Source organism: Actinomycetospora succinea (assembly GCF_004363095.1).
In the GTDB taxonomy this organism is placed as follows: domain Bacteria; phylum Actinomycetota; class Actinomycetes; order Mycobacteriales; family Pseudonocardiaceae; genus Actinomycetospora; species Actinomycetospora succinea.
In genome coordinates, this window is record NZ_SNYO01000006.1 from 207,454 (window position 1) to 229,146 (window position 21,693).

General features: G+C 73.9%; 20 protein-coding genes. 3 read left to right on the forward strand and 17 right to left on the reverse strand.

What is annotated here, in order from left to right:
• Complete coding sequence (locus EV188_RS21125) at positions 1-1,677, forward strand: N-acetylmuramoyl-L-alanine amidase (RefSeq protein ID WP_208114311.1); 1,677 nt, start codon at positions 1-3, stop codon at positions 1,675-1,677.
• Between the two features lie 4 nt (positions 1,678-1,681).
• Here EV188_RS21125 and EV188_RS21130 read toward each other — a convergent pair whose 3' ends face one another.
• The 15 genes from EV188_RS21130 to EV188_RS21195 all read right to left on the reverse strand — a co-directional run bounded on the left by EV188_RS21130 (position 1,682) and on the right by EV188_RS21195 (position 17,452).
• Positions 1,682-2,956, reverse strand: a complete 1,275-nt coding sequence (locus EV188_RS21130) for an aldehyde dehydrogenase family protein (RefSeq protein ID WP_133828278.1) — start codon at positions 2,954-2,956, stop codon at positions 1,682-1,684.
• On the reverse strand, positions 2,953-4,104 hold the full coding sequence (gene proB / locus EV188_RS21135; protein ID WP_133828279.1) for a glutamate 5-kinase: 1,152 nt from the start codon (positions 4,102-4,104) through the stop codon (positions 2,953-2,955). Before proB ends, EV188_RS21130 begins: the two co-directional genes overlap by 4 nt.
• Positions 4,101-5,585 (reverse strand): GTPase ObgE, encoded by a 1,485-nt coding sequence (obgE, locus tag EV188_RS21140; RefSeq protein WP_133828280.1) that lies wholly within the window; start codon positions 5,583-5,585, stop codon positions 4,101-4,103. The genes proB and obgE overlap by 4 nt, the downstream gene beginning before the upstream one ends.
• Before the next feature lie 139 nt (positions 5,586-5,724).
• The gene (gene rpmA / locus EV188_RS21145) at positions 5,725-5,994 is read right to left on the reverse strand and encodes a 50S ribosomal protein L27 (RefSeq protein ID WP_133828281.1); all 270 of its coding nucleotides are present in this window, start codon (positions 5,992-5,994) and stop codon (positions 5,725-5,727) included.
• A gap of 10 nt (positions 5,995-6,004) precedes the next feature.
• Positions 6,005-6,304, reverse strand: a complete 300-nt coding sequence (gene rplU / locus EV188_RS21150; RefSeq protein WP_133828282.1) for a 50S ribosomal protein L21 — start codon at positions 6,302-6,304, stop codon at positions 6,005-6,007.
• Between the two features lie 179 nt (positions 6,305-6,483).
• Complete coding sequence (locus tag EV188_RS21155) at positions 6,484-9,702, reverse strand: Rne/Rng family ribonuclease (RefSeq protein ID WP_133828283.1); 3,219 nt, start codon at positions 9,700-9,702, stop codon at positions 6,484-6,486.
• A gap of 184 nt (positions 9,703-9,886) precedes the next feature.
• On the reverse strand, positions 9,887-10,681 hold the full coding sequence (locus EV188_RS21160; RefSeq protein WP_208114312.1) for a TIGR03936 family radical SAM-associated protein: 795 nt from the start codon (positions 10,679-10,681) through the stop codon (positions 9,887-9,889).
• Positions 10,681-11,187, reverse strand: coding sequence for a GNAT family N-acetyltransferase (locus EV188_RS21165; protein WP_133828284.1), 507 nt, complete (start codon positions 11,185-11,187; stop codon positions 10,681-10,683). The genes EV188_RS21160 and EV188_RS21165 overlap by 1 nt, the downstream gene beginning before the upstream one ends.
• Positions 11,184-13,160, reverse strand: a complete 1,977-nt coding sequence (locus tag EV188_RS21170) for a TIGR03960 family B12-binding radical SAM protein (protein ID WP_243741881.1) — start codon at positions 13,158-13,160, stop codon at positions 11,184-11,186. Before EV188_RS21170 ends, EV188_RS21165 begins: the two co-directional genes overlap by 4 nt.
• Before the next feature lie 81 nt (positions 13,161-13,241).
• Positions 13,242-13,646 (reverse strand): nucleoside-diphosphate kinase, encoded by a 405-nt coding sequence (gene ndk, locus EV188_RS21175; protein WP_133828285.1) that lies wholly within the window; start codon positions 13,644-13,646, stop codon positions 13,242-13,244.
• Between the two features lie 77 nt (positions 13,647-13,723).
• Entirely contained in the window at positions 13,724-14,110 is a 387-nt protein-coding gene (locus EV188_RS21180) for a DUF4233 domain-containing protein (RefSeq protein ID WP_133828286.1), read from the reverse strand.
• Positions 14,107-15,675 (reverse strand): bifunctional tetrahydrofolate synthase/dihydrofolate synthase, encoded by a 1,569-nt coding sequence (gene folC / locus EV188_RS21185; protein ID WP_133828287.1) that lies wholly within the window; start codon positions 15,673-15,675, stop codon positions 14,107-14,109. Before folC ends, EV188_RS21180 begins: the two co-directional genes overlap by 4 nt.
• Positions 15,676-15,686: 11 nt before the next feature.
• A complete protein-coding gene (locus EV188_RS21190) occupies positions 15,687-15,962 on the reverse strand; it encodes a DUF6457 domain-containing protein (RefSeq protein WP_208114313.1) in 276 nt (91 codons plus the stop codon).
• Complete coding sequence (locus tag EV188_RS33260) at positions 15,963-16,070, reverse strand: MFS transporter small subunit (protein ID WP_424922945.1); 108 nt, start codon at positions 16,068-16,070, stop codon at positions 15,963-15,965.
• On the reverse strand, positions 16,067-17,452 hold the full coding sequence (locus EV188_RS21195) for an OFA family MFS transporter (protein ID WP_133828288.1): 1,386 nt from the start codon (positions 17,450-17,452) through the stop codon (positions 16,067-16,069). Before EV188_RS21195 ends, EV188_RS33260 begins: the two co-directional genes overlap by 4 nt.
• Before the next feature lie 113 nt (positions 17,453-17,565).
• Here EV188_RS21195 and fdhD point away from each other — a divergent pair, with 113 nt between their 5' ends.
• Together fdhD and EV188_RS21205 are read left to right on the forward strand one after the other, a co-directional pair.
• Positions 17,566-18,423 (forward strand): formate dehydrogenase accessory sulfurtransferase FdhD, encoded by an 858-nt coding sequence (gene fdhD / locus EV188_RS21200; protein WP_133828289.1) that lies wholly within the window; start codon positions 17,566-17,568, stop codon positions 18,421-18,423.
• Positions 18,424-18,532: 109 nt separating this feature from the next.
• Positions 18,533-19,468, forward strand: coding sequence for an alpha/beta hydrolase (locus EV188_RS21205; protein WP_133828290.1), 936 nt, complete (start codon positions 18,533-18,535; stop codon positions 19,466-19,468).
• 20 nt (positions 19,469-19,488) lie between these two features.
• Here EV188_RS21205 and clpX read toward each other — a convergent pair whose 3' ends face one another.
• On the reverse strand, positions 19,489-20,775 hold the full coding sequence (gene clpX, locus EV188_RS21210; protein ID WP_133828291.1) for an ATP-dependent Clp protease ATP-binding subunit ClpX: 1,287 nt from the start codon (positions 20,773-20,775) through the stop codon (positions 19,489-19,491).
• Positions 20,776-21,027: 252 nt separating this feature from the next.
• Positions 21,028-21,681: an ATP-dependent Clp protease proteolytic subunit gene (locus EV188_RS21215; RefSeq protein ID WP_133828292.1), complete on the reverse strand. Its 654-nt coding sequence runs from the start codon at positions 21,679-21,681 to the stop codon at positions 21,028-21,030.
• Positions 21,682-21,693 lie beyond the last annotated feature (12 nt).

Here is a 21,693-nt window from a genome sequence, read left to right on the forward strand (position 1 = left end):
GTGCGCCGCAGGATGGGCACCAAGGTGGGCACGGTGGTGGTGGCTCCGCTCGCGGCGCTGCTGGTGGCGACGGGAGCGCCGGCGGTGGCCGCGCCGACGGCCCCGGCGCTGATCGCCGCGCCGCCCCCGTCGGGTGATCCGGAGGACGTGGCGCCCGCCGCGCTCCCCGCCGCGTCGGCGCCCCCGGCGCAGGTCGAGGAGGAGCGGCTGACCCCGCCGAGCCCGTCCCCCGACTCGGGCGGCGCGCGGCAGGTCACGAGCCCCGACCCGCTCAAGCTGGTCGCGGTGACCTGGACCGGTCCGGCGCCGCAGGTCGTCGAGATGCGCAGCCGCCTGATCACCGGCCTGTTCGGTCCGTGGACGCGGGTCGACCCCGTCGACACCGAGCGCGACGGGAGACGGAACGCGTCGACCGGCACCGAGCCGGTGTGGGTCGACGACAGCAAGGAGGTGCAGGTCCGGGCGACCACCAACGGGCAGCCCGTGACCCAGCGCGTGGCCCTGACCTCGATCGACCCCGGGACCGGCAGCAACGACGCCCGCATCGCGGCCGCCGCCGTGACGCCCGGGGGCGCGACCGGCAGCCCGAGCAGCCCGGCCGTGGTGACCCGCGCGCAGTGGGGCGCCGACGAGCGCCTGATGACCTGGGCGCCGGAGTACACGCCGACCGTGCGTGCGGTGACCGTGCACCACACGGCGGGCACCAACGCCTACACGGCGGCCGAGTCGGCGGCGATCGTGCGCGGGATCTACACCTACCACGCCCGCACGCAGGGCTGGGGCGACATCGGCTACAACGTGCTCGTCGACCGCTTCGGCACCGTCTTCGAGGGCCGCGCCGGCGGCCTGGCCCGCTCGGTGATCGCGGCGCACGCGGGCGGGTTCAACCGCGAGACCTTCGGCATCGCGATGATGGGTGACTTCACCTCGGTCGCGCCGCCGGCCCCGACGCTCGAGGCCACCGCGCAGCTCGCCGCCTACAAGCTGGGCGGGCTCTACCGCGACCCGAACGCCACCGTCTCCCTGACCAGCACCGGCGGCGGCACCTCGCGCTACCCGGCGGGACGGGCCGTGTCGCTGCCGGCGGTGTTCGCCCACCGCGACGTCGGCGCCACCGAGTGCCCCGGCAACACCGGGGTCCGGTCCATGCCGACGATCCGCTCGCGCACGGCGGCGCTGGTCGGCAACCTCGCGAGCTACCCGATCCGGCAGAAGTGGCTGGCGCTGCGCAGCGTGCTCGCCGAGCCCTCGGTCGTCGAGAGCCCGACAGCACGGTCCGCCCGCGTCACGCGGTTCTCCGGCGCCAACGGGGCCGTGTACTGGTCGAGCGCCACCGGCGCCTGGGCGGTGTACGGCACCATCGGCACCCGCTACGACGCCCTCGGCGCCGCCGGCTCGGTGCTCGGCCTCCCGCGCACCGACGAGAAGGCCACCCCGGACGGTCGCGGGCGCTACAACCAGTTCCAGTCGGGCTCGATCTACTGGTCACCGTCGACGGGGGCGTGGCCGGTGCGCGGGCCGATCCTCACCCGCTGGGGCCAGCTGGGCTACGAGCGCTCGAGCCTCGGCTACCCGAAGGGCGACCAGCGTGCCGTCACCGGCGGGCAGCGTCAGGACTTCGAGCGCGGCTACCTGCGGCTGAACACCGCGACCGGCGCGGTGACGGTCAACAGCTGACCCCCTATTCGGGGTGGCCGATCGCCGTCGACGCCGGCACGACCACGTACTGGCGCAGGCACAGGTCGGTGAACACCACCGGGCCGCGCGGCCCGGGCACGTGGTCGACGTTGATCCCGGTCTCGGGCACGCGGCGCAGCTTGACGCCGTCGAGGAGGCGGGTCGTCGCGTTCCAGAACGCGCCGGTGCCGGCGTAGGTGTCGAGGAACTCGCGCGCGGCGGCCTCGTCGGCGGTGACGATCGCGGCCGCCAGCCCCGAGGTCTCGCGGTTGGCGATCGCGGCCGCGTCGGCGGGCCCCTCGGCGGGCGCGACGGTCACGGTCGCCTCGTGGCCGTCGTCGAGCGCCCACTCGTGGCCCAGCGCGTGCTCGTGCGGGGGCAGCGAGGCGCGCAGCCCGTGCTCCTCCAGCAGCGCGACCACCTCGGGCACGACCTCGTCCCACCGGTGGCGCTCGACGAGCAGGAGGTTGAGCCGGTTGCAGACGCCCAGACGGTCGATCGACGAGGTGACCATGGTGCGCGTGAGGTCGGGCGGCGCGGCGCGGTCGACGTAGAGGACGCCGCCGCCGTCGGCATGGGCGAGGGTGCGCACGCCGTGCTGGGCGGCCTCGAGGCCGAGCGAGCGGGTGGTGTCGCCAGACCCGCGCAGGATCACCAGCGGGATGAGCGCGGGGCGGCGGACGAGCTCGACGGCGCACTCGCGGCGCGGGTCGGTGACCAGCACGACCGCGTCCGGGTCGAGGCCGGCGCCGGCCAGCGCGGGCGCGACGACGGCGTCCATCAGCGCGGTCGCCGAGGCGAGCGCGGCGCCGCCGGTGCGCAGGACCCCGGCGTTGCGGGACTTGACCAGCTGCGACGCGACGTCGACGACGACGTTGGGCCGCGCCTCGAAGTTCGCGCCGATGACGCCCACCGGCCGGCGCCGCTCGATGAGGCGCAGCCCGTCGGGGCGCTCCTCGAGCACGGTGTCGATCTCGGGCGTGGGCACGTCGGCGAGCTCGCGCAGCGTCTCGGCCATCGCGTCGAGGCGCGGGCGGTCGAGGCGCAGGCGGTCGACGAGCGCGGGCGTCGTGCCGGTGCGCTCGGCCGCGTCGACGTCGGCGACGTTCGCGGCGAGCACCCTGTCGGCGGCCTCGGTGAGCAGGCGCGCCATCCCGCGCAGCGCCTCGGCGACCTCGTGGTCGCGCGCGGCGGCCATCCGCGGTGCCGCGGCGGCGGCGCGACGGCCGCAGTCGGTGACGATCTCCGCGGGGGCGGCGACGGCGGGGAGGGTGGTCACGGCGAGCTCACCTCGGCGGGGTCGGAGGTCGGGTCGGGGGTCGGCACGGGGGCGACGACGGGGACGAGGTCGTCGGCGTGCACGACCTCACGGCGCAGCTGGGCCGGCAGGTCGTCGCTGGAGCGTCCGGAGATCTCGGGGAGCTCCTCGGCGTCGAACGCCACGACTCCACGGGCCACGACCTCGCCCCGCGGGTCGACGAGGTCGACGACGTCGCCGGCCTCGAAGTCGCCGTCGGATCCGACGATCCCCGCGGCGAGCAGGGACCGGCGGCGCCCGACCACGGCGCGCACCGCGCCGGCGTCGAGGTGCAGCCGCCCGCGCGTCCCGGCCAAGTGGCGCAGCCAGAAGCGGCGCGCGGACAGCCGCGGGCCGTGCGGCGCGAACACCGTGCCCACCTCGGCGCCGTCGAGCGCGGCGGTCGCGTCGGCGGCGGCGGCGACGAGCACGGGCACGCCGGCGCCGCTGGCGAGGTCCGCCGCAGCGAGCTTCGAGGCCATGCCGCCGGTGCCCAGCGAGGACGTCTTGCCGACCCGGACGCCGGCGAGGTCGGCGCCCCCGGTGACCTCGCGGACGAGGCTCGCGCCCGGTGTGCGCGGGTCGGCGTCGTACACGCCGGCGACGTCGGAGAGCAGCACGAGGGCGTCGGCGGAGATCACGTGGGCGACGAGCGCGGCGAGCCGGTCGTTGTCGCCGAAGCGGATCTCGTCGGTGGCGACGGTGTCGTTCTCGTTCACCACCGGGACGACGCCGAGCCCGAGCAGGCGCTCGAAGGTCCGCTGCGCGTTGCGGTAGGGCTGGCGGCGCACGACGTCGTGCGAGGTCAGCAGCACCTGGCCGACCGTGCGGCCGTGGCGGGCGAAGGCCTCGGCGTAGGCGCGCGTGAGGTGGAGCTGCCCGACACCCGCCGCGGCCTGCTGCGTCGCGAGGTCCCGGGGGCGGCGCGGGAGCCCGAGCGGGCGCAGCCCCGCCGCGATCGCGCCCGACGACACGAGCACGACCTGCGTGCCCGCGGCCCGCGCGGCGACGGCGTCGACGAGCGCGTCGAGGCGGGCGACGTCCAGGCCGCCGTCGACGCTGGTCAGCGAGGTCGAGCCGACCTTGACGACGAGCCGGCGCGCGCCGGCGACCGCCTCGCGCGCGCTCACCGGGGGTCGTCCTCGTAGTCCTCGTGCCAGGGCGTGATGCCGAGCTCGAAGTCGCTCTGGTGGCGGCGGCGCTCGTCACGGGCGGCGCGCCGGTCGGTGGCCGACGGGCGGTCGGCGTGCTCGGCGCCCTCGAGACGCGGGTCGGTGCCGCGGTTGCCGCGCATCGCCGCGACGCCGGCGGGGGTCGAGGGCTCCCAGTCGAAGGTGTGGATGCCGATCGTCACCATGTCGCCCGGCGTCGCGCCGGCCTCGGCGAGGGCCTCCTCGACGCCGAGGCGGGCGAGCCGGTCGGCGAGGTAGCCGACGGCCTCGTCATTGGCGAAGTCGGTCTGCCGCACCCAGCGCTCGGGCTTCTCGCCGCGCACCACGAACCCCTCCTCGGGGTCGGGCTCGACGGTGAAGCCGGTGTCGTCGACGGCGGTGGGGCGCAGCACGACCCGCGGCGCCTCCGACGGCGCGGCCGCGGCGCGCGCGGCGTCGACGGCCGAGGCCATCGTGTAGGCCAGCTCCTGGAGGCCGGCGTGGCTCGCCGTGGAGATCTCGATGACCGGCCAGCCGAAGGCGGCGACGTCGTCGTGGACCATCTCCGCGAGGTCGGCGGCGTCCGGCACGTCGATCTTGTTCAGGGCGACGATCCGGGGCCGCGACGCCAGGTCGGTGCCGAGCGCCGGGGTGTAGGCGGCGAGCTCGGCCTCGAGCGCCCGGATGTCCGAGACGGGGTCGCGGTCGGCCTCGAACGTCGCGCAGTCGACGACGTGCACGAGCACCGAGCAGCGCTCGATGTGCCGGAGGAAGTCGAGGCCCAGGCCCTTGCCGCTGCTCGCGCCCGGGATGAGCCCCGGCACGTCGGCGACCGTGAACGTGCTCCCACCGGCCGAGACGACGCCGAGGTTCGGGGCGAGCGTGGTGAACGGGTAGTCGGCGATCTTCGGCTTGGCGGCGCTCATCGCGCTGACCAGCGACGACTTGCCCGCGCTCGGGTAGCCGAGGAGCCCGACGTCGGCCATCGAGCGCAGCTCGAGCACCAGGTCGCGCGACTCCCCCTCCTCGCCGAGCAGCGCGAACCCGGGCGCCTTGCGCGACGGACCCGCGAGCGCGGCGTTGCCGAGGCCGCCCCGCCCGCCCCGCACGGCGACGAACCGCGTGCCGAGCCCGGTGAGGTCGCCGAGGACCTCGCCGTCGGGGTCGAGGACGACGGTGCCCTCGGGGACCGCGAGCTCGATGTCGTCGGCGTTGGCGCCGTTGCGGAAGCTGCCCATCCCCGGCTTGCCGTTCCCGGCCGTGGCGTGCGGGCGGTGGTGGAAGTCGAGCAGGGTGTGCACGCCGGGGTCGACGACGAGCACGACGTCGCCGCCGCGCCCCCCGTTGCCGCCGTCCGGGCCGCCGAGGGGGACGAACTTCTCCCGGCGGATCGAGGCGCAGCCGTGGCCGCCGCTGCCCGCCGTGACGTGCAGTGTCACGTGGTCGACGAAGCGGGCCATGTCGGGCTGCCGATCCTTTGCTGGAGGAGGTGGAGACGAACGAAAGGGGTGGGTCCGCGTCCCGGACCCACCCCTGACGGTACTGCTGCTGTCGTCGGCCTTCGGCGCCGCAGCTCTCGCTGCGCTCCGTGCGGCCTGATCAGGCGGAGACGGTCTCCTCCGCCGGGATGACGCCGACGGTCTTGCGACCGCGCTTCGACCCGAAGGTCACCGAGCCGGCGACCAGCGCGAACAGCGTGTCGTCGCCGCCGCGGCCGACGCCGACGCCCGGGTGGAACTTGGTGCCGCGCTGGCGGATGAGGATCTCGCCGGCCTTGACGACCTGGCCGCCGAAGCGCTTGACGCCGAGCCGCTGGGCGTTGGAGTCGCGACCGTTGCGGGAGCTGGACGCACCCTTCTTGTGAGCCATGCTGCTCCCCCTACTTGGAGATGTTCGTGACCTCGAGGCGGCTGTAGCGCTGGCGGTGGCCGACGCGCCGCTTGTACCCGGTCTTGTTCTTGTACTTCAGGATCTTGATCTTCGGGCCCTTGTCCTCACCGACGATGTTGCCGGTGATGGAGACCTTCTCGAGGTCGGACGCCGAGCTGAGCACGGTGCTGCCGTCGACGATCAGGACGGGCTGCAGGTCGACCGTGTCACCGTCGAGGAGCTCCACGTCGATGACGTCGCCGACCGCGACCTTGTACTGCTTGCCGCCGGTCTTCACGATCGCGTACATCTTCCGCGGGACTCCTGTCTGCGAGGGCTTCACGTCTCCCACGCGCGGCTCGTGCGGTGCGAGCTCGGCGCGCTCGGTCCGCGGGTGACGACCCGGCGGGCTCCGACGTCCTAGGGTACCTGCCCCCGAGGTGCGGGCCCGACCCCGGGGGCCGACCCGCACCACGGAGGGTCTGATCGTCAGCCGGTGGGCGGTCCCGCCGGTCGCGAGGCCGCGCGGCGGCGGCCCCGGCGGGCGGTGCCGGCACCCGTGGGGGCCGCGGCCGGCTCCGGCGTGCCGTCGGTGTCCTCGGCGGTGTCCTGGCTGCTCCCCGCGGGCGTCACCAGGGCCTCGTCGCGGCCGTGACCGTTGCCGTTGGCGGCCCCGATGGCGCCGGTGATGCGCGGTGCCGGTGCGGTCTCGGCGACGGCTTCGGTGACGGCGTCCGCCCCCGTGTCCGGCCCGGTGCCGTTGCTGCCCGGGACGTGCTCGGCGAGGTCGGCCTCGAGCGCGACCTCGGCCTGGACGGCCTCGTGGATCGTCTCCTCGACCGCCTCGACGGGTTCGGCGACCTCGTCGGCCGCCTCAGCGGGCTCCTGCTCGGCACCGGTGGCCTCGGCGAGGCCCGCCTCGAGCTCGACTTCGTCCGCCTCGACGACGGTCGGGACGTCGGCCGCGGCGGTCGCGGTGACCGTCTCCTCCGCGTCCTCGCCCTCGTCGTCGCGTCCGAGACCGCTGGCGGCGGCCACGGTGGCCGGCGAGGCGCCCTCGGAGCGCTCCGCCCGGCGGCCGCGACGGCCACGCCGCCCGGACCCGCCGGACCCGGAGTCCTTGCCGCCGTCCTTGTCCTTGGCGTCCTTGCCGTCCTTGCCGCCGTCCTTGGCGTCCTTCGACCCGCCCGAGCCGTTCCCGTTCGACGACCCGTGGTCCCCGAACACGGGCTCGCTCGAGACGATGACGCCGCGCCCGCGGCAGTGCTCGCAGGTCGTGGAGAACTCGTCGAGCAGGCCCTGCCCGACCCGCTTGCGCGTCATCTGCACCAGGCCGAGCGAGGTGACCTCGGAGACCTGGTGGCGCGTGCGGTCGCGGCCGAGGCACTCGGTGAGGCGGCGCAGCACGAGGTCGCGGTTGGACTCCAGGACCATGTCGATGAAGTCGATGACGATCATGCCGCCGATGTCGCGCAGCCGGAGCTGGCGGACGATCTCCTCGGCGGCCTCGAGGTTGTTGCGGGTGACCGTCTCCTCGAGGTTGCCGCCGGAGCCGGTGAACTTGCCGGTGTTGACGTCGACGACGGTCATCGCCTCGGTCCGGTCGATCACCAGCGTGCCGCCCGAGGGCAGCCAGACCTTGCGGTCGAGCGCCTTGACCAGCTGCTCGTCGATGCGGTGCGCGGCGAACACGTCCTCGGGTCCGGTGTGGCGGATCAGGCGACCGGCCTGCTCGGGGGCGACGGTCGCGACGTACTCCTCGAGCGTCTCCCACGCCCGCTCGCCCGAGACGACGAGCGAGGAGAAGTCCTCGTTGAACATGTCGCGGACGACACGGATGAGGAGATCGGGCTCCTCGTAGACCAGGGTCGGGCCCTTGGAGCCCTTCGCGCCGGCGGCCGAGGACTCGATCCCCTCCCACTGCGCGGTGAGCCGGCGGACGTCGCGCTCGAGGTCCTCCTCGCTGACGCCCTCGGCGGCCGTGCGGATGATGACGCCCGACTCGTCGGGGACGATCCGCTTGAGGATCTCCTTGAGCCGCTTGCGCTCGGTGTCGGGCAGCTTGCGGCTGATCCCGGTGGCGCCGCCCGCGGGCACGAACACCAGGAAGCGCCCGGGCAGGCTGATCTGGGTGGTCAGGCGCGCGCCCTTGTGGCCGACCGGGTCCTTCGTCACCTGGACGAGCACCTGGTCGCCGGTCGACAGCGCCTGCTCGATCTTGCGCTGCTTGCCCTCGAGTCCCGAGGCGTCCCAGTTGACCTCGCCGGCGTAGAGGACGGCGTTGCGCCCCCGGCCGATGTCGACGAACGCGGCCTCCATCGACGGGAGCACGTTCTGCACCCGGCCGAGGTAGACGTTGCCGACCATCGAGTTCTGGCCCTCGCCGGCCACGAAGTGCTCGACGAGGACGCCGTCCTCGAGGACCCCGATCTGGCTGCGGCCGGCCTGCTGGCGCACCACCATCGTGCGCTCGACGGCCTCGCGCCGGGCGAGGAACTCGGACTCGGACAGGATCGCGGGCCGGCGGCGGCCGGACTCGCGCCCGTCGCGGCGGCGCTGGCGCTTGGCCTCCAGGCGCGTGGAGCCCTTGACCCCGCGCACCTCGTCGTTCGAGGACTTGCCGCCCTCGGGACGCTCGACCCGGTCGCGGACGTGCGTGACGGTGTCCGGCGGGTCATTGCCGTCGGAGGAGCCCTCGGTGGAGCCGTCGCCCGACGAGCCGTCGCCGTCCGAGGAGCGGCGCCGACGCCGGCGCCGGCGCCGCGAGCCGCCCGAGGAGCCCTCGCCCTCGTCGCTGTCGGAGCTCTCGGACTCGGCGTCGTCGTCGGACTCGCCCTCGGCGTCGGAGCCGGACTGCTCGTCCCCGCCCTCGGACTCGCCGTCGTCCGACGAGTCGGCGTCACCGTCGTCGCTGCCGCCCCGGCCACGACCGCGCCCGCGGCGCCCGCGGCGGCGACGCCGGCGACCGTTGTCGTCGTCGTCGTCGGAGCTGTCGCTGCCGTCCGTGCCGTCGGCCCCGTCGCCGCCCGTGGCGCCGGTCGCGGTGTCCTCGGAGGTGCCGGCCGGCGTCTCCGGGGTCTCGGGCTCGTCGGCGGGCGGGGTCGCCTCGCCGGTGGTCTCGGTCTCGGTGGCCTCGCCGGGGGTGACGACCCCGGTCGAGCGGCTCCCGCGACGCCGGCGGGTGCGCGACGGGGCGGCCTCGGTGTCCGAGCCCGACTCGGGGGCCAGGAACATCGGCGCGGCGAAGGCCGGCGCCGCCGCGGTGGTCCGCGGGGTGGCGTCACCGACGGTGTCGGCGGTGTCGCTGCCGTCGGCGACGGTGTCGAGCGTGGTGTCGCGCGCCGTCTCGGGCAGCGCGAGCTCGGCCGCGGCGTCCGAGGGCGCGGGCACGTCGCCGAGCACGTCGGCGGCGCTCGCGGTCGCCTCGGCGACCGGCTCGGCCGCGGGGGCACCCGGGGTCGGGAAGAGGTCCTCGACGACCTGGCTCACGACCCCGCGGTCGACGCTGGACTGGGCGCTGCGCGCCCCGACGCCGAGCCGGGCCAGCACGGCCAGCAGCTCACGGCTGGACGTGCCCACGACACGGGCGAGCGCGTGCACCCGCACCTTGTCCGGGAGCGCGGCCAGGGCCGCGTCGTCGGGCCGTCCGGGTGCGACGGAACCCCCCGCGGCGGGTGAACCGCCGGAGGGGGTGTCGATGTCGGTCATCCATCTCCTCCGCCCCCGGGCGCGACACGGGGGTCGCGGCCACACGGGGACCTTCGCGTGGTCTCGCCGGGGCGGCCGCCGGGGGCGGTCGCCGACTGCGGCACGGCCGGCGGATCGGGTGGCCGTCGGACCGTGCGGTGCGCCGAAGTGCGAGCACCGAAGCCGACCGGGTCCGTCCGGGCGACTACGCGGGGGTGGCCGCGCGGTCCGCCGCGAGCGGGTCGATCAACTCTCCGCGCTCGTCGAGCCGTCCCTGGGCCCACCGGGTGGCCCTGACGGGCTCCGGGAACTCGAGGCCGGCGACGGCGCGAAGGGCACTGCACACATCGTCGGGTCGTGCGGCCGGCGTGGTGTGCCGTACGACCGCTGTCAGTCTCCCACACGTCGCCGCTCGTGCACGGTCCTCCCGGTCGGCGGCGAGCGGTTCGCCCTTCCGGGTGAGTCCGCACGCCAGTTCGGCCACGGCGGATCGCACGTCCAGCGGCCGGGGACCGTTCTTGGTGAGGCGCTCCACCGACACCTCCGGGGCGGCGAGGAACGCCTCGACGGCCCCGGCGAGCGTGTCGTCGGACACGCCGGGGGTCTCGATCTCCCAGCGGCTGGCGTCGATCCGGTCGGCGAGCGCGCCCGGGCCCGCCAGCACCACCTCGACGACGGCGATCCCCTCGGGCAGGACCGCGTCGACCTCGCGGGCGACGAGCACGGGGTCGAGGTGTTCGGTGACCCCGATCTCGACGTACTCCGCCTCGCTCGCCGCGCCGGTCGGGGCGGCGCCGATCCAGGACAGCCGCGGGTGCGGGCTGAACCCGTGCGAGAGCGACACCGGCACCCCGGCGCGGCGCAGCGTCCACTCCATGGTGCGCGCGACGTCACGGTGCGAGCTGAACCGGGCGCGGCCGCGCTTGGCGAACTGCATCCGCAGCTTGGCCACCGTCGGCGCCGACGGGTGCGGCGCCTCGCCGGGCTTCGTCCTCGCCATCAGCCGCTCCCTCCGGTCGACAGCACCATCATCTCGTCTCCCGCCGGGCTGAAGCCCGCCGCGCGGTAGAACGCCGCCCCTGACGCGGACGGCCGCAGCACAAGGCGGACCAGCCCGCGCTCGCGGGCGTGGGTCACGGCGGCGCCGAGCAGCTTGCGGGGCACGCCGCGCGGGGCGGCGCCGAGCGCGACGAGGCTGCCGACGTAGCCCCACCGCTCCCCCGGACGGCCCGGCGCGGGCATCGCGGCGACCTCGGCGACGTCGAGGGACCCGACGACCTCCCAGCCGGTGTCCCACGACGCCTCGGCCACCCACACCGCGTGGTGCGAGAGCTCGGCGCGCCACCACGTCGCGAACCCGTGCTCGAAGCCCGGGTCGGCGCCGGGCGCGATCCGGCCCCGCTGCTCGATCCAGGCCCGGCGCAGCGCGGCGACCGCGTCCCCGTCCGTGGTGCCGGCCCGGCGGACTCGCACCTCGGCGGCGTCGGGGACCTCGGCCGCACTCACGGACGGTCGGACGCGAGCGCGGGGTTGCGCACCGGGGTGGACGTGCGGTGCTCCACCGGCGTGATCGGCAGCGACGGGCGCCCGGGCTCTATTACTGGGCTTGGGCCAATCTGGATCTCGGTGCCCATGGTCGGGCAGACGCCGCAGTCGAAGCACGGCGTCCAGCGGCAGTCGTCCTGCTCCTCGGCGTTGAGCGCGTCCTGCCAGTCGTCCCACAGCCAGCCGCGGTCGAGCCCGGAGTCGAGGTGGTCCCACGGCAGGATCTCGTGCTCGCCACGCTCGCGCGTCGTGAACCAGTCGAGGTCGACGCCGTCCAGCGCGGCCTCGGCGGCCGCGACCCAGCGGTCGAACGAGAAGTGCTCGCTCCAGCCGTCGAACTGCTGGCCGTCGCGCCACGCCTGCTCGATGACCCGCCCGATGCGACGGTCACCCCGGCTGAGCAGGCCCTCGATCAGGCTGGGCTGCCCGTCGTGGTAGCGCAGGCCGATGTTGCGGCCCAGCGAGCGGTCGCTGTTGATGGCCTCGCGGAGCCGGCGCAGGCGGTTGTCGACGACGTCGGGCGCCGTCTGCGCGGCCCACTGGAACGGCGTGTGCGGCTTGGGCACGAACGCGCCGATCGACACCGTCGCGCGGACGTCGCCGCGGCCCGCGGCCTTGCGGCCCGCGCGGACGACCTCGTGGGCCATCGACGCGATCTGCAGGACGTCCTCGTCGGTCTCGGTGGGCAGACCGCACATGAAGTACAGCTTGACCTGCCGCCACCCGTGCTCGTAGGCGGTGGAGACGGTCGCGATGAGCTCCTCCTCGGAGACCATCTTGTTGATCACCTTGCGCAGGCGCTCCGACCCGCCCTCCGGCGCGAAGGTGAGCCCGGAGCGGCGCCCGCTGCGGGTCAGCTCCTCGGCGAGGGTGACGTTGAAGGCGTCGACGCGGGTCGACGGCAGGCTCAGGCCGGTGCCGGTGCCCTCGTAGCGGTCGGCGAGCGAGCTGGCGATCTCCCCGATGCCGGAGTGGTCGGCGCTGGAGAGCGAGAGCAGCCCGACCTCGTGGTAGCCGGAGTTCTGCAGACCCTGCTCGACCATCTCGCCCACGCCCTGCGGCGAGCGCTCGCGGACCGGCCGGGTGATCATGCCGGCCTGGCAGAAGCGGCAGCCGCGGGTGCAGCCGCGGAAGATCTCGACGCTCATCCGCTCGTGGACGGTCTCGGCCATCGGGACGAGCGGGGCCTTCGGGTACGGCCAGTCGTCGAGGTCGCTGGTGGTGCGCTTGTGGACGCGCGCCGGGGCGGCCTCGCTGGTCGGCGTGACCGCCGCGATCGTGCCGTCGTCGCCGTAGGAGACCGCGTAGAGCCCCGGGACGTAGACGCCGGGCACGGCGGCGAGCCGCTCGAGGGTCTGCCGGCGCGTGAGCCCCTCGGCCTTCGCGGCCTTGACGACGTCGGTGATGTCGCCGACGACCTCCTCGCCGTCACCCAGGGCGACGATGTCGACGAAGTCGGCGATCGGCTCGGGGTTGAACGCGGCGTGGCCGCCGGCGAGGACGAGGGGGTGCTCCGTCGTCCGCTCGGCGGCGTGCAGCGGGACGCCCGCCAGGTCGAGGACCGAGAGCAGGTTCGTGTAGCCGAGCTCGGTGGCGAAGCTGACGCCGAGCACGTCGAACGCGCCGACCGGGCGGTGCCCGTCAACGGTGAACTGCGGGACCCCGTGCTCGCGCATCAGCTCGGCGAGGTCCGGCCACACGGCGTAGGTGCGCTCGGCGAGGGCGTCGGGGCGCTCGTTGAGGACCTCGTAGAGGATCATCAGGCCCTGGTTGGGCAGGCCCACCTCATACGCGTCGGGGTAGCAGAGCGCCCAGTGGACCGGCACCGACTCCCACGGCTTGGTCCCCGCGTTGCGCTCGCCGCCGACGTACTGCACCGGCTTCTTGACCCGGGGCAGCAGCGGTTCCAGGCGTTCGAACACGGACTCGACCACGGACCCAGGGTAAGGATGGCGTCGCCACGTGAGGGATATGGGTCGTCCTGACGACTCATCTCACTCACGTGGCGACAGCCATCACCCGAACCAGAGCTTGATCTCGCGCTCGGCGGACTCGGGCGAGTCGGAGCCGTGCACGATGTTCGAGCCGGTCTCGAGGGCCAGGTCGCCGCGGATCGAGCCGGGCACCGCCTTCTCGACCGGGTCGGTGCCGCCCGCGATCTGGCGGAAGGCGGCGATGGCGCGGGGGCCCTCGACGACCATTGCGGCCACCGGCGCGGAGGTGATGAACGAGATGAGCTCCTCGTAGAAGCCCTTGCCCTCGTGCTCGGCGTAGTGCTGCGACGCCAGGTCGCGGTCGACGGCCTTCAGCTCCAGCGACACGAGGCGCAGCCCCTTGCGCTCGATGCGCGAGACGACCTCGCCGATCAGGCCGCGCTGGACGCCGTCGGGCTTGACCAGCACCAGGGTGCGCTCGTTCACGTCGTTCCTCTCGGGGTGGACCGCAGGGTCGCCGCCGAGGGTAACGAGCCCGGTCAGCCGCCCTGCTCGGCCCACTGCTACCCGGGTCCGGCTCCGCTGCGCTCCGCGAACAGTCGCTGGCGTCTCAGCACCTCGTGGCGCATCCAGAGCATCAGCGCCCAGACGAGGCAGAAGATCAGCCCGAGGATGCCGAGCGACGGCGACACGACCCAGCCGAGCAGCATGAGCACCTGGAGCGCCAGGGCCAGCGGGAGGCCCCAGGGCTTCGAGAAGCGGGCGATCGCGACGATCATGCCGACGGTCAGCACGACCACCCAGGCGATCTTGGCCGGCGTCAGGCCGCCCTCGACCTTGTCCATCACCAGCAGCCCGAGCGGCACGATGACGGCCTCGAGCGACAGGCACGCGCTCGCCGGGCCGCGGAACGCCTTCTTCGCCGCGGCACCACCGTCGGGAACGGTCACTGCGGCTCCCTCCCCAGCAGCGTCCGGGCTTCGCCCGCGGCGACCACCGAGCCGACGACGAGCACGCCGGCGCCCGCGACCGGGGTCTCCGGGTCGTCGGTCTCCTCGGCCAGCCCGATCGCCGTCTCCAGGGCCGCGTCCATCCGGGTCTCGACGACGACGCGGTCGGCGCCGAAGAACCCGACCGCGAGGCTCCCGAGCTCGTCGGCGTCCATCGCCCGCGGCGACGACACGGCGGTGACGACGACCTCGTCGAGCACCGGCTCGAGGGCGGCGAGGATGCCGTCGGCGTCCTTGTCGCGCATCACCGCGAGCACCCCGACCAGCCGCCGGAACGAGAACTCCTCGCGCACCGCGGTGGCCGCGGCGCGCGCCCCGTGGGGGTTGTGGGCGGCGTCGACGACGACGGTCGGCGCCGAGCGCAGCCGCTCGAGGCGCCCCGGCACCCGCACCGAGGCGAAGGCGTCGCGGACGGCGGCGATGTCGAGCTTGCGCGACGCCCCCGCTCCGAAGAAGGCCTCGACGGTCGCGAGCGCCAGCGCGGCGTTCTTGGCCTGGTGCTCGCCGAAGAGCGGGAGGTAGATGTCGTCGTACTCGCCGCCGAGCCCCTGCAGGCGCAGCTGCTGGCCGCCCACGGCGACCTCGCGGCCCAGCACCCCGAACTCCATGCCCGCGCGCGCCACCTCGGCGTCCATCGCCACCGCGCGCTCGAGCAGGACCTTGGCGGCCTCGGGCGACTGCTCGGCCATGAGGGCGACGGCGCCCTCCTTGATCACGCCGGCCTTCTCGGCCGCGATCCCGCCGAGCTCCGAGCCCAGGTAGTTCACGTGGTCGATGTCGATCGGGGTGATCGCGGCGACGACGGCGTCGGCGACGTTGGTGGCGTCCCAGCTCCCGCCGAGGCCCACCTCGAGGACCGCGACGTCGACCGGGGCGTCGGCGAACGCCGCGAACGCCATGCCCGTGAGCACCTCGAACTTCGAGAGCCGCGGGCCGTCGCCCTGGGCGCGGTCGACGATCCCGAGGAACGGGGCGATCTCCTGGTAGACCTCGACGTAGCGCCGCGCGCTGATCGGGGCGCCGTCGATCGCGATCCGCTCGGTGGCCCGCTGCAGGTGCGGGCTCGTGTAGCGCCCGGTGCGCGGCCCGATGCGGGTCAGCAGCGCGTCGATCATCCGGGTGACCGAGCTCTTGCCGTTGGTGCCGGCGACGTGGATCGCCGGGTACGAGCGCTGCGGGTCGCCGAGCACCTCGACCAGCGCGCGGATGCGGTCGAGCGAGGGCTCGATGCGGGTCTCGGGCCAGCGCTCGTCCAGCTCGGCCTCGACGGCGCGCAGCGCGGCGAGCGCCTCGGCGTCGTCCGGCTCGCGGTCGGGCCGGTCGTCGGTGGGCCCGGTGGTGACGCCCTGGCTCAGGGCGTCGGCGAGCGCCCCGCCGCCCGGGCCGGAGCCGGCGTCATCGGCGCCGCCGGCCATCGCCAGGAGCTGGGCGAGCTCGTCGGCGTCCGCGTCGCCGGACGCGTCCTGCTCGGCGCTGACGGAGCCCCATCGGTCGTCGCTGCTCATCACCCTCGATGCTACGGCCGGGGGTGCTCCCGGGCCCGCGCCGCCAGCCGGTCGGCGAAGCCCTGCGCGAGCTCCGGCTCCCCCGGCCCCGACCCGGCCGCCCGCCCCACGGCGAGGCCCAGCAGGTAGGCGCTGATCGGCGCCGCGGGCCGGGCGACGCCGTGGGCGACGTCCTTGGTCATGTCGAGGACGAGGGGCTGCACGAGCTCGGGGTCGACGAGCGCGTGCAGCTCGTCGATCCCGAGCTCGCGGGCGACCTCGTCGATCCAGTCGGAGAGCTCGGACACCTAGAAGAGGGCACCGACGTTCTGGAGCAGGGACCAGACCCCGTAGAGGAACGGGATCACCACCCACGCCCACGCGAACACGGTGAGCACCGTGCGACCGGCGGTCATCGGGACACCTCCTCGGTGCGCTCGGAGCCGCCCGGAACACCGGCGTCCTCGACGCCTCCGCGCTCCGAGTCGGCGACGTAGTTCTTCGGGTCGACGGGCCGGATGAGCTCGTTGGCGACGAAGCCGATCACCAGCAGCCCGATCATGATCGTGAACGAGACCGTGTACTTGGACGGTCCGGCCACGTCGCCCTGGGCCTCGACGACCGCGTTGACGATCAGCGGACCGAGCACGCCCGCCGCCGACCACGCCGTGAGCAGCCGGCCGTGGATGGCGCCGACCTGGTAGGTGCCGAAGAGGTCCTTCAGGTAGGCGGGCACGGTCGCGAACCCGGCGCCGTAGAAGGACAGGATCAGCATCGAGGCGATGAGGAAGATGACCTTGTTGCCCTCGCCGAACAGCAGGATGACGAGGTAGAGCAGCGCCCCGACCCCGAGGTACATCCGGTAGATGTTCTTGCGGCCCACGATGTCGGACGTCGACGACCACACGAACCGGCCGAGCATGTTCGCGAGCGACAGGATCGACACGAACGCCCCGGCGGCGGCCGCGATGGTGGTGGTCGGGCCGCTGGTGGCGAAGAAGTCCTGGTAGATCGGCTGGGCCTTCTCCAGGATGCCGATACCGGCCGTGACGTTGAAGCAGAGCACGACCCAGAGCAGCCAGAACTGCGGGAGCTTGATGGCCGTGGCGGCCGAGACCGCGGGGCCCGCCCCGGTCGCGCCGGGCGAGGCCTGCGGCGGGTTCGGGGGCTGCCAGTCGTCGGCGGGCACGCGCACGAGCAGCCAGCCCACCGACATGAAGATCGCGTAGCCGATACCCATGACGAGGAACGTCTGCGAGAGCCCGGCTGGCGTCGTGCCGAAGCCGGAGAGCAACGCCTTCTCGACGGGCTGCGCGATGAGCGCGCCGCCGCCGAAGCCCATGATCGCGATGCCGGTGGCCATGCCGGGCCGGTCGGCGAACCACTTGATCAGCGTCGAGACCGGCGAGATGTAGCCGATGCCCAGGCCGATACCGCCGACGAAGCCGTAGCCCACGACGACGAGCCAGTACTGGCCGATCGCGATGCCGCCCGCCGAGATGATGAAGCCGGCGGCGAAGCAGACGGTGGACACGAACATCGCCCACCGCGGGCCCTTGCGCTCGACCATGGTCCCGCCGAACGCGGCGGAGAGCCCGAGCATCACGATGGCGAGCTGGAAGGGCAGCGCGGTCGCCGTGCCGGAGAGCCCCAGGCCCTGCCCCAGCCCGGCCTTGAGCACGCTCCACGCGTACGCCTGGCCGATGCCGAGGTGCACCGCGAGCGCAGCCGGGGGAACGAGCCAGCGACTCCACCCTGGCGGTGCCACGATGGAGGAGCGATCGAAGAATCCCGCCATGGATGGCTCCTTCCGTCGACACCGTCCGGTTGGCCTGCCACTACCCGGTCGGGCGAAGAGTCACACACCGACCACACAGAGCAACATCACGCAGCGAGACCACGGAGGCGCACATGGGACGCGTGACGGTGAAGCGCCCGGTGCTGCGGATCGTCGACGGCGAGACGCGGCGACGTCCCGACTCGCTGGCCGCCGAGGAGCCCCTGGAGATCCGCGTCGGCGGGCGCCCGCTCGCCGTCACGATGCGGACGCCGGGCCACGACGTCGAGCTGGCGCACGGCTTCCTGCTCACCGAGGGCGTCATCGGCGACCGCGAGGACGTGTCGACGGCGCGCTACTGCGACTCGGTCGACGACCACGGCCGCAACACCTACAACGTCCTCGACGTCGCCCTGGCCCCCGGCGTGGCGCCGCCCGACGAGTCGGTGGAGCGGCGCTTCTACACGACCTCGTCGTGCGGGGTGTGCGGGAAGGCCTCGCTCGACGCGGTGCGAACGAAGACGCGCTACGCCCCCGGCGACGACCCGGTCACGCTGACCCCGGACCTCCTGTCGAGCCTGCCCGACGCGCTGCGCGAGGCCCAGGCCGTCTTCGACAGCACCGGCGGGCTGCACGCCGCCGGCCTCTTCCGCGCCGACGGGACCCTCGTCGTGGCGCGCGAGGACGTCGGGCGGCACAACGCCGTCGACAAGGTCCTCGGGTACGCCCTGCTCGGCGGCGGGATCCCGGCCACCGGCTCGATCCTCATGGTGTCCGGGCGGGCGTCGTTCGAGCTGACCCAGAAGGCCGTGATGGCGGGGGTGCCGGTGCTCGCCGCGGTGTCCGCGCCGTCGTCGCTGGCGGTCGAGATGGCCCGCGAGAGCGGGATGACGCTGGTGGGCTTCCTGCGTGGCCGCTCGATGAACGTCTACGCGGGGACGCAGCGGATCGTCACCGAGGATGCTCCCCTGGTCGGGGCGGACGGCACGTAACGAGCGCGCGGGCGTCCGCGACGCCCCCGTGAGCGCTGCCGGGGAACGCCGGCGGCGGTCCGTACCGTGATCGAGCAATCCGCCCGTCCCCGTCGAGGAGGATCCGGCCGTGCCCGCCCGACCGACCCGTCGCCAGTTCATGATCGGCTCCGCCGGCGCCCTCGGCGTCGCCGGTGCCGTGGGGCTGGGTGGGCTGCTCGTCGGCCAGGACAGCCCGGCACCGCCGCCGCAGCGCATCCCCGACCCGCCGCGCCGCGGGGAGCCGACCGACGCCGTCGGCACCGTCGAGTGGGTCGACTCCGCCGCACGCGGACGCCGGGTGCGCCTCGTCACCGTGATGCCGCCCGGTGCGGAACGGCTCCGGCTGCCGGTCTGCGTCGCGCTGCACGGGCTGCGCGGCAACGCCGTCTGGTGGAACGAGGCCGGCAACCGGGGCCTGCTCGGCGACGCCTGGGCCCGTGGCGTGCCGCCGTTCGCGCTGGTCGGCGTCGACGGCGGCGACAACTACTGGCACCCCTACGCCTCCGGTGACGACCCGATGGCCATGCTGCTCGAGGAGCTGCCCGTGTGGCTGCGCGAGCGCGGCCTCGCCGTGGCGCCGGCGGCGGGCGACCTGCCCGGCGAGCCGGCCATGGTCACCGGCGTGTCGATGGGCGGGGCGGGCGCGCTGCTCTACACCCGCGAGCGGATGCGACGCCGCCGCCCGCTGCGCGCGGTCGCGGCCATCAGCCCCGGGCTCTTCACCGACTGGCGGGTCGCCTCGAAGCGCCCGTTCACGGGTCAGGCCGACTGGGAGGCCAACGACCCGATGCGCTTCTTCCCCGAGATCACTCCGGTGCCCGCGGGCGTCTGGTGCGGCGACCGGGACCCGTTCGTCGACGCGACGCGGCGCTACATCGCCCTGGCGCGCCCGGAGGTCGGCGCCGTCAGCCCGGGGCGCCACGACGGCCTCTACTACGCGAAGGTCATGCCGGACGTCGCCGGCTTCCTCGGCCGTCACTCCCGCGACGAGCCGATGGGGTCCGGAGCGCGCCGGGCGGGCTGACCGTCCGGCGAACGCCCCGGTCAGGCCGACTTGTCGCGGCGCTCCCGGCGCGAGGGCTGGCGCGGCACGATCGTCGGGTTCACGTTCTCCTTGACCGTCTGCTCGGTCACCACGACCTTGGCGACGTCGTCACGACCCGGGATGTCGTACATCACCGGGTTGAGGACCTCTTCCATGATCGCGCGCAGACCACGGGCGCCCGTGCCGCGCAGGATCGCGAGGTCGGCGATCGCCTCGAGCGCCTCGGGGGCGAACTCGAGCTCGACGCCGTCCATCTCGAACAGCTTCTGGTACTGCTTCACCAGCGCGTTGCGCGGCTCGGTGAGGATCTGCACGAGGCTCGGCTGGTCGAGGTTCGACACCGAGGCGACGATCGGCACGCGGCCGATGAACTCGGGGATGAGCCCGAACTTGATGAGGTCCTCGGGCAGCGTGTCGCCGAACGACTCGGCCGACTCCATCTCGGCCTTCGACCGGATGTCGGCGCCGAAGCCCAGGCCACCCTTGCCGACCCGCTCCGCGATGATCTTCTCGAGGCCCGCGAAGGCCCCGGCCACGATGAACAGCACGTTCGTCGTGTCGATCTGGATGAACTCCTGGTGCGGGTGCTTGCGCCCACCCTGGGGCGGCACGCTCGCCGTGGTGCCCTCGAGGATCTTCAGGAGGGCCTGCTGCACGCCCTCACCGGAGACGTCGCGCGTGATGGAGGGGTTCTCCGACTTCCGCGCGATCTTGTCGACCTCGTCGATGTAGATGATGCCGGTCTCGGCGCGCTTCACGTCGTAGTCGGCGGCCTGGATCAGCTTGAGGAGGATGTTCTCGACGTCCTCGCCGACGTACCCGGCCTCGGTGAGCGCCGTGGCGTCCGCGATGGCGAAGGGGACGTTCAGCAGCTTCGCGAGGGTCTGCGCGAGGTAGGTCTTGCCGCAGCCCGTGGGGCCCAGCATGAGGATGTTGGACTTCGCCAGCTCGACGACGTCCTCGTTCCGGCTGCCCTCGCGGTTCTTCTCGCCGGCCTGGACACGCTTGTAGTGGTTGTAGACCGCCACCGACAGCGTCTTCTTGGTGTCGTCCTGGCCGATCACGTACTGGTCGAGGAACTCGTGGATCTCGGTGGGCTTGGGGAGCTCGTCGAGCTTGACCTCACCGGCCTCCGCCAGCTCCTCCTCGATGATCTCGTTGCACAGGTCGATGCACTCATCGCAGATGTACACACCGGGACCGGCGATGAGCTTCTTGACCTGCTTCTGGCTCTTCCCGCAGAAGGAGCACTTCAGCAGGTCCCCGCCGTCACCGATGCGTGCCATCGCAGCAGACCTCGTGTCCCCTCCGGCGCACCTCGGACGGTGCGCTCGTTCGTGGTTGACCGTACCTGCCCACCCGGTCGGACGGGGAGGTTCGCGCCCAGCGGATCGTGCAGGTCGCGAGCCCGGGACGTCGTCTCCTGCCCGGGCACGTCGGTGCTGCCGCGACGGGCGGTCGGCCCGCTGCGCCGGGTGCGCCGACGTCCACCCGCGCCCCCTCCCCGGACGGTGCCGGGGAGCGGGGCGAGGGAGGGATCAGCGGTTCGCGGAGAGCTTCCGGCTCGCCACGACGTCGTCGATGAGGCCGTACTCCTTGGCCTCCGGCGCGGTCAGGATCTTGTCGCGCTCGACGTCCGAGCGGATCTGCTCGGCACTGCGGTTGGTGTGCGTCGCGAGCGTCTCCTCCATGAGGCGGCGCATGCGCGAGATCTCCTGGGCCTGGATCTCCAGATCGGACGCCTGGCCGTAGAAGCCCTCGGTGGCCGGCTGGTGGATCATGACGCGGGCGTTCGGCACGGCGAGGCGCTTGCCCGGCGCGCCGGCGGCGAGGATGACCGCGGCGGCGGAGGCCGCCTGGCCGAGGCACACCGTGGCGATGTCCGGACGCACGTACTGCATCGTGTCGTAGATGGCCATCAGCGCGGTGAACGAGCCACCGGGCGAGTTGATGTACATCGTGATGTCGCGGTCCGGGTCGTTCGACTCCAGGAACAGCAGCTGCGCCATCACGTCGTTCGCCGACGCGTCGTCGATCTGCACCCCGAGGAAGATGATCCTTTCCTCGAAGAGCTTGTTGTAGGGGTTCGACTCCTTGACGCCGTAGCTCGTGCGCTCGACGAAGGAGGGGAGGATGTAGCGCGCCTGCGGCGAGGCCGGAGCCGTGCCGCCGGGCACGTGGAGCTCACTCATGTGCTCTGTCTC

What these genes read in the sequence shown, in the direction of transcription:
- clpX (WP_133828291.1), bottom strand. Translation starts at nt 20,775, where the DNA reads ATGGCACGCATCGGTGACGGCGGGGACCTGCTGAAGTGCTCCTTCTGC.
- EV188_RS33260 (WP_424922945.1), bottom strand. Translation starts at nt 16,070, where the DNA reads ATGACCGCCGGTCGCACGGTGCTCACCGTGTTCGCGTGGGCGTGGGTG.
- fdhD (WP_133828289.1), top strand. Translation starts at nt 17,566, where the DNA reads ATGGGACGCGTGACGGTGAAGCGCCCGGTGCTGCGGATCGTCGACGGC.
- EV188_RS21160 (WP_208114312.1), bottom strand. Translation starts at nt 10,681, where the DNA reads ATGGCGAGGACGAAGCCCGGCGAGGCGCCGCACCCGTCGGCGCCGACG.
- EV188_RS21155 (WP_133828283.1), bottom strand. Translation starts at nt 9,702, where the DNA reads ATGACCGACATCGACACCCCCTCCGGCGGTTCACCCGCCGCGGGGGGT.
- EV188_RS21215 (WP_133828292.1), bottom strand. Translation starts at nt 21,681, where the DNA reads ATGAGTGAGCTCCACGTGCCCGGCGGCACGGCTCCGGCCTCGCCGCAG.
- rplU (WP_133828282.1), bottom strand. Translation starts at nt 6,304, where the DNA reads ATGTACGCGATCGTGAAGACCGGCGGCAAGCAGTACAAGGTCGCGGTC.
- folC (WP_133828287.1), bottom strand. Translation starts at nt 15,675, where the DNA reads ATGAGCAGCGACGACCGATGGGGCTCCGTCAGCGCCGAGCAGGACGCG.
- EV188_RS21195 (WP_133828288.1), bottom strand. Translation starts at nt 17,452, where the DNA reads ATGGCGGGATTCTTCGATCGCTCCTCCATCGTGGCACCGCCAGGGTGG.
- obgE (WP_133828280.1), bottom strand. Translation starts at nt 5,585, where the DNA reads ATGGCCCGCTTCGTCGACCACGTGACACTGCACGTCACGGCGGGCAGC.
- rpmA (WP_133828281.1), bottom strand. Translation starts at nt 5,994, where the DNA reads ATGGCTCACAAGAAGGGTGCGTCCAGCTCCCGCAACGGTCGCGACTCC.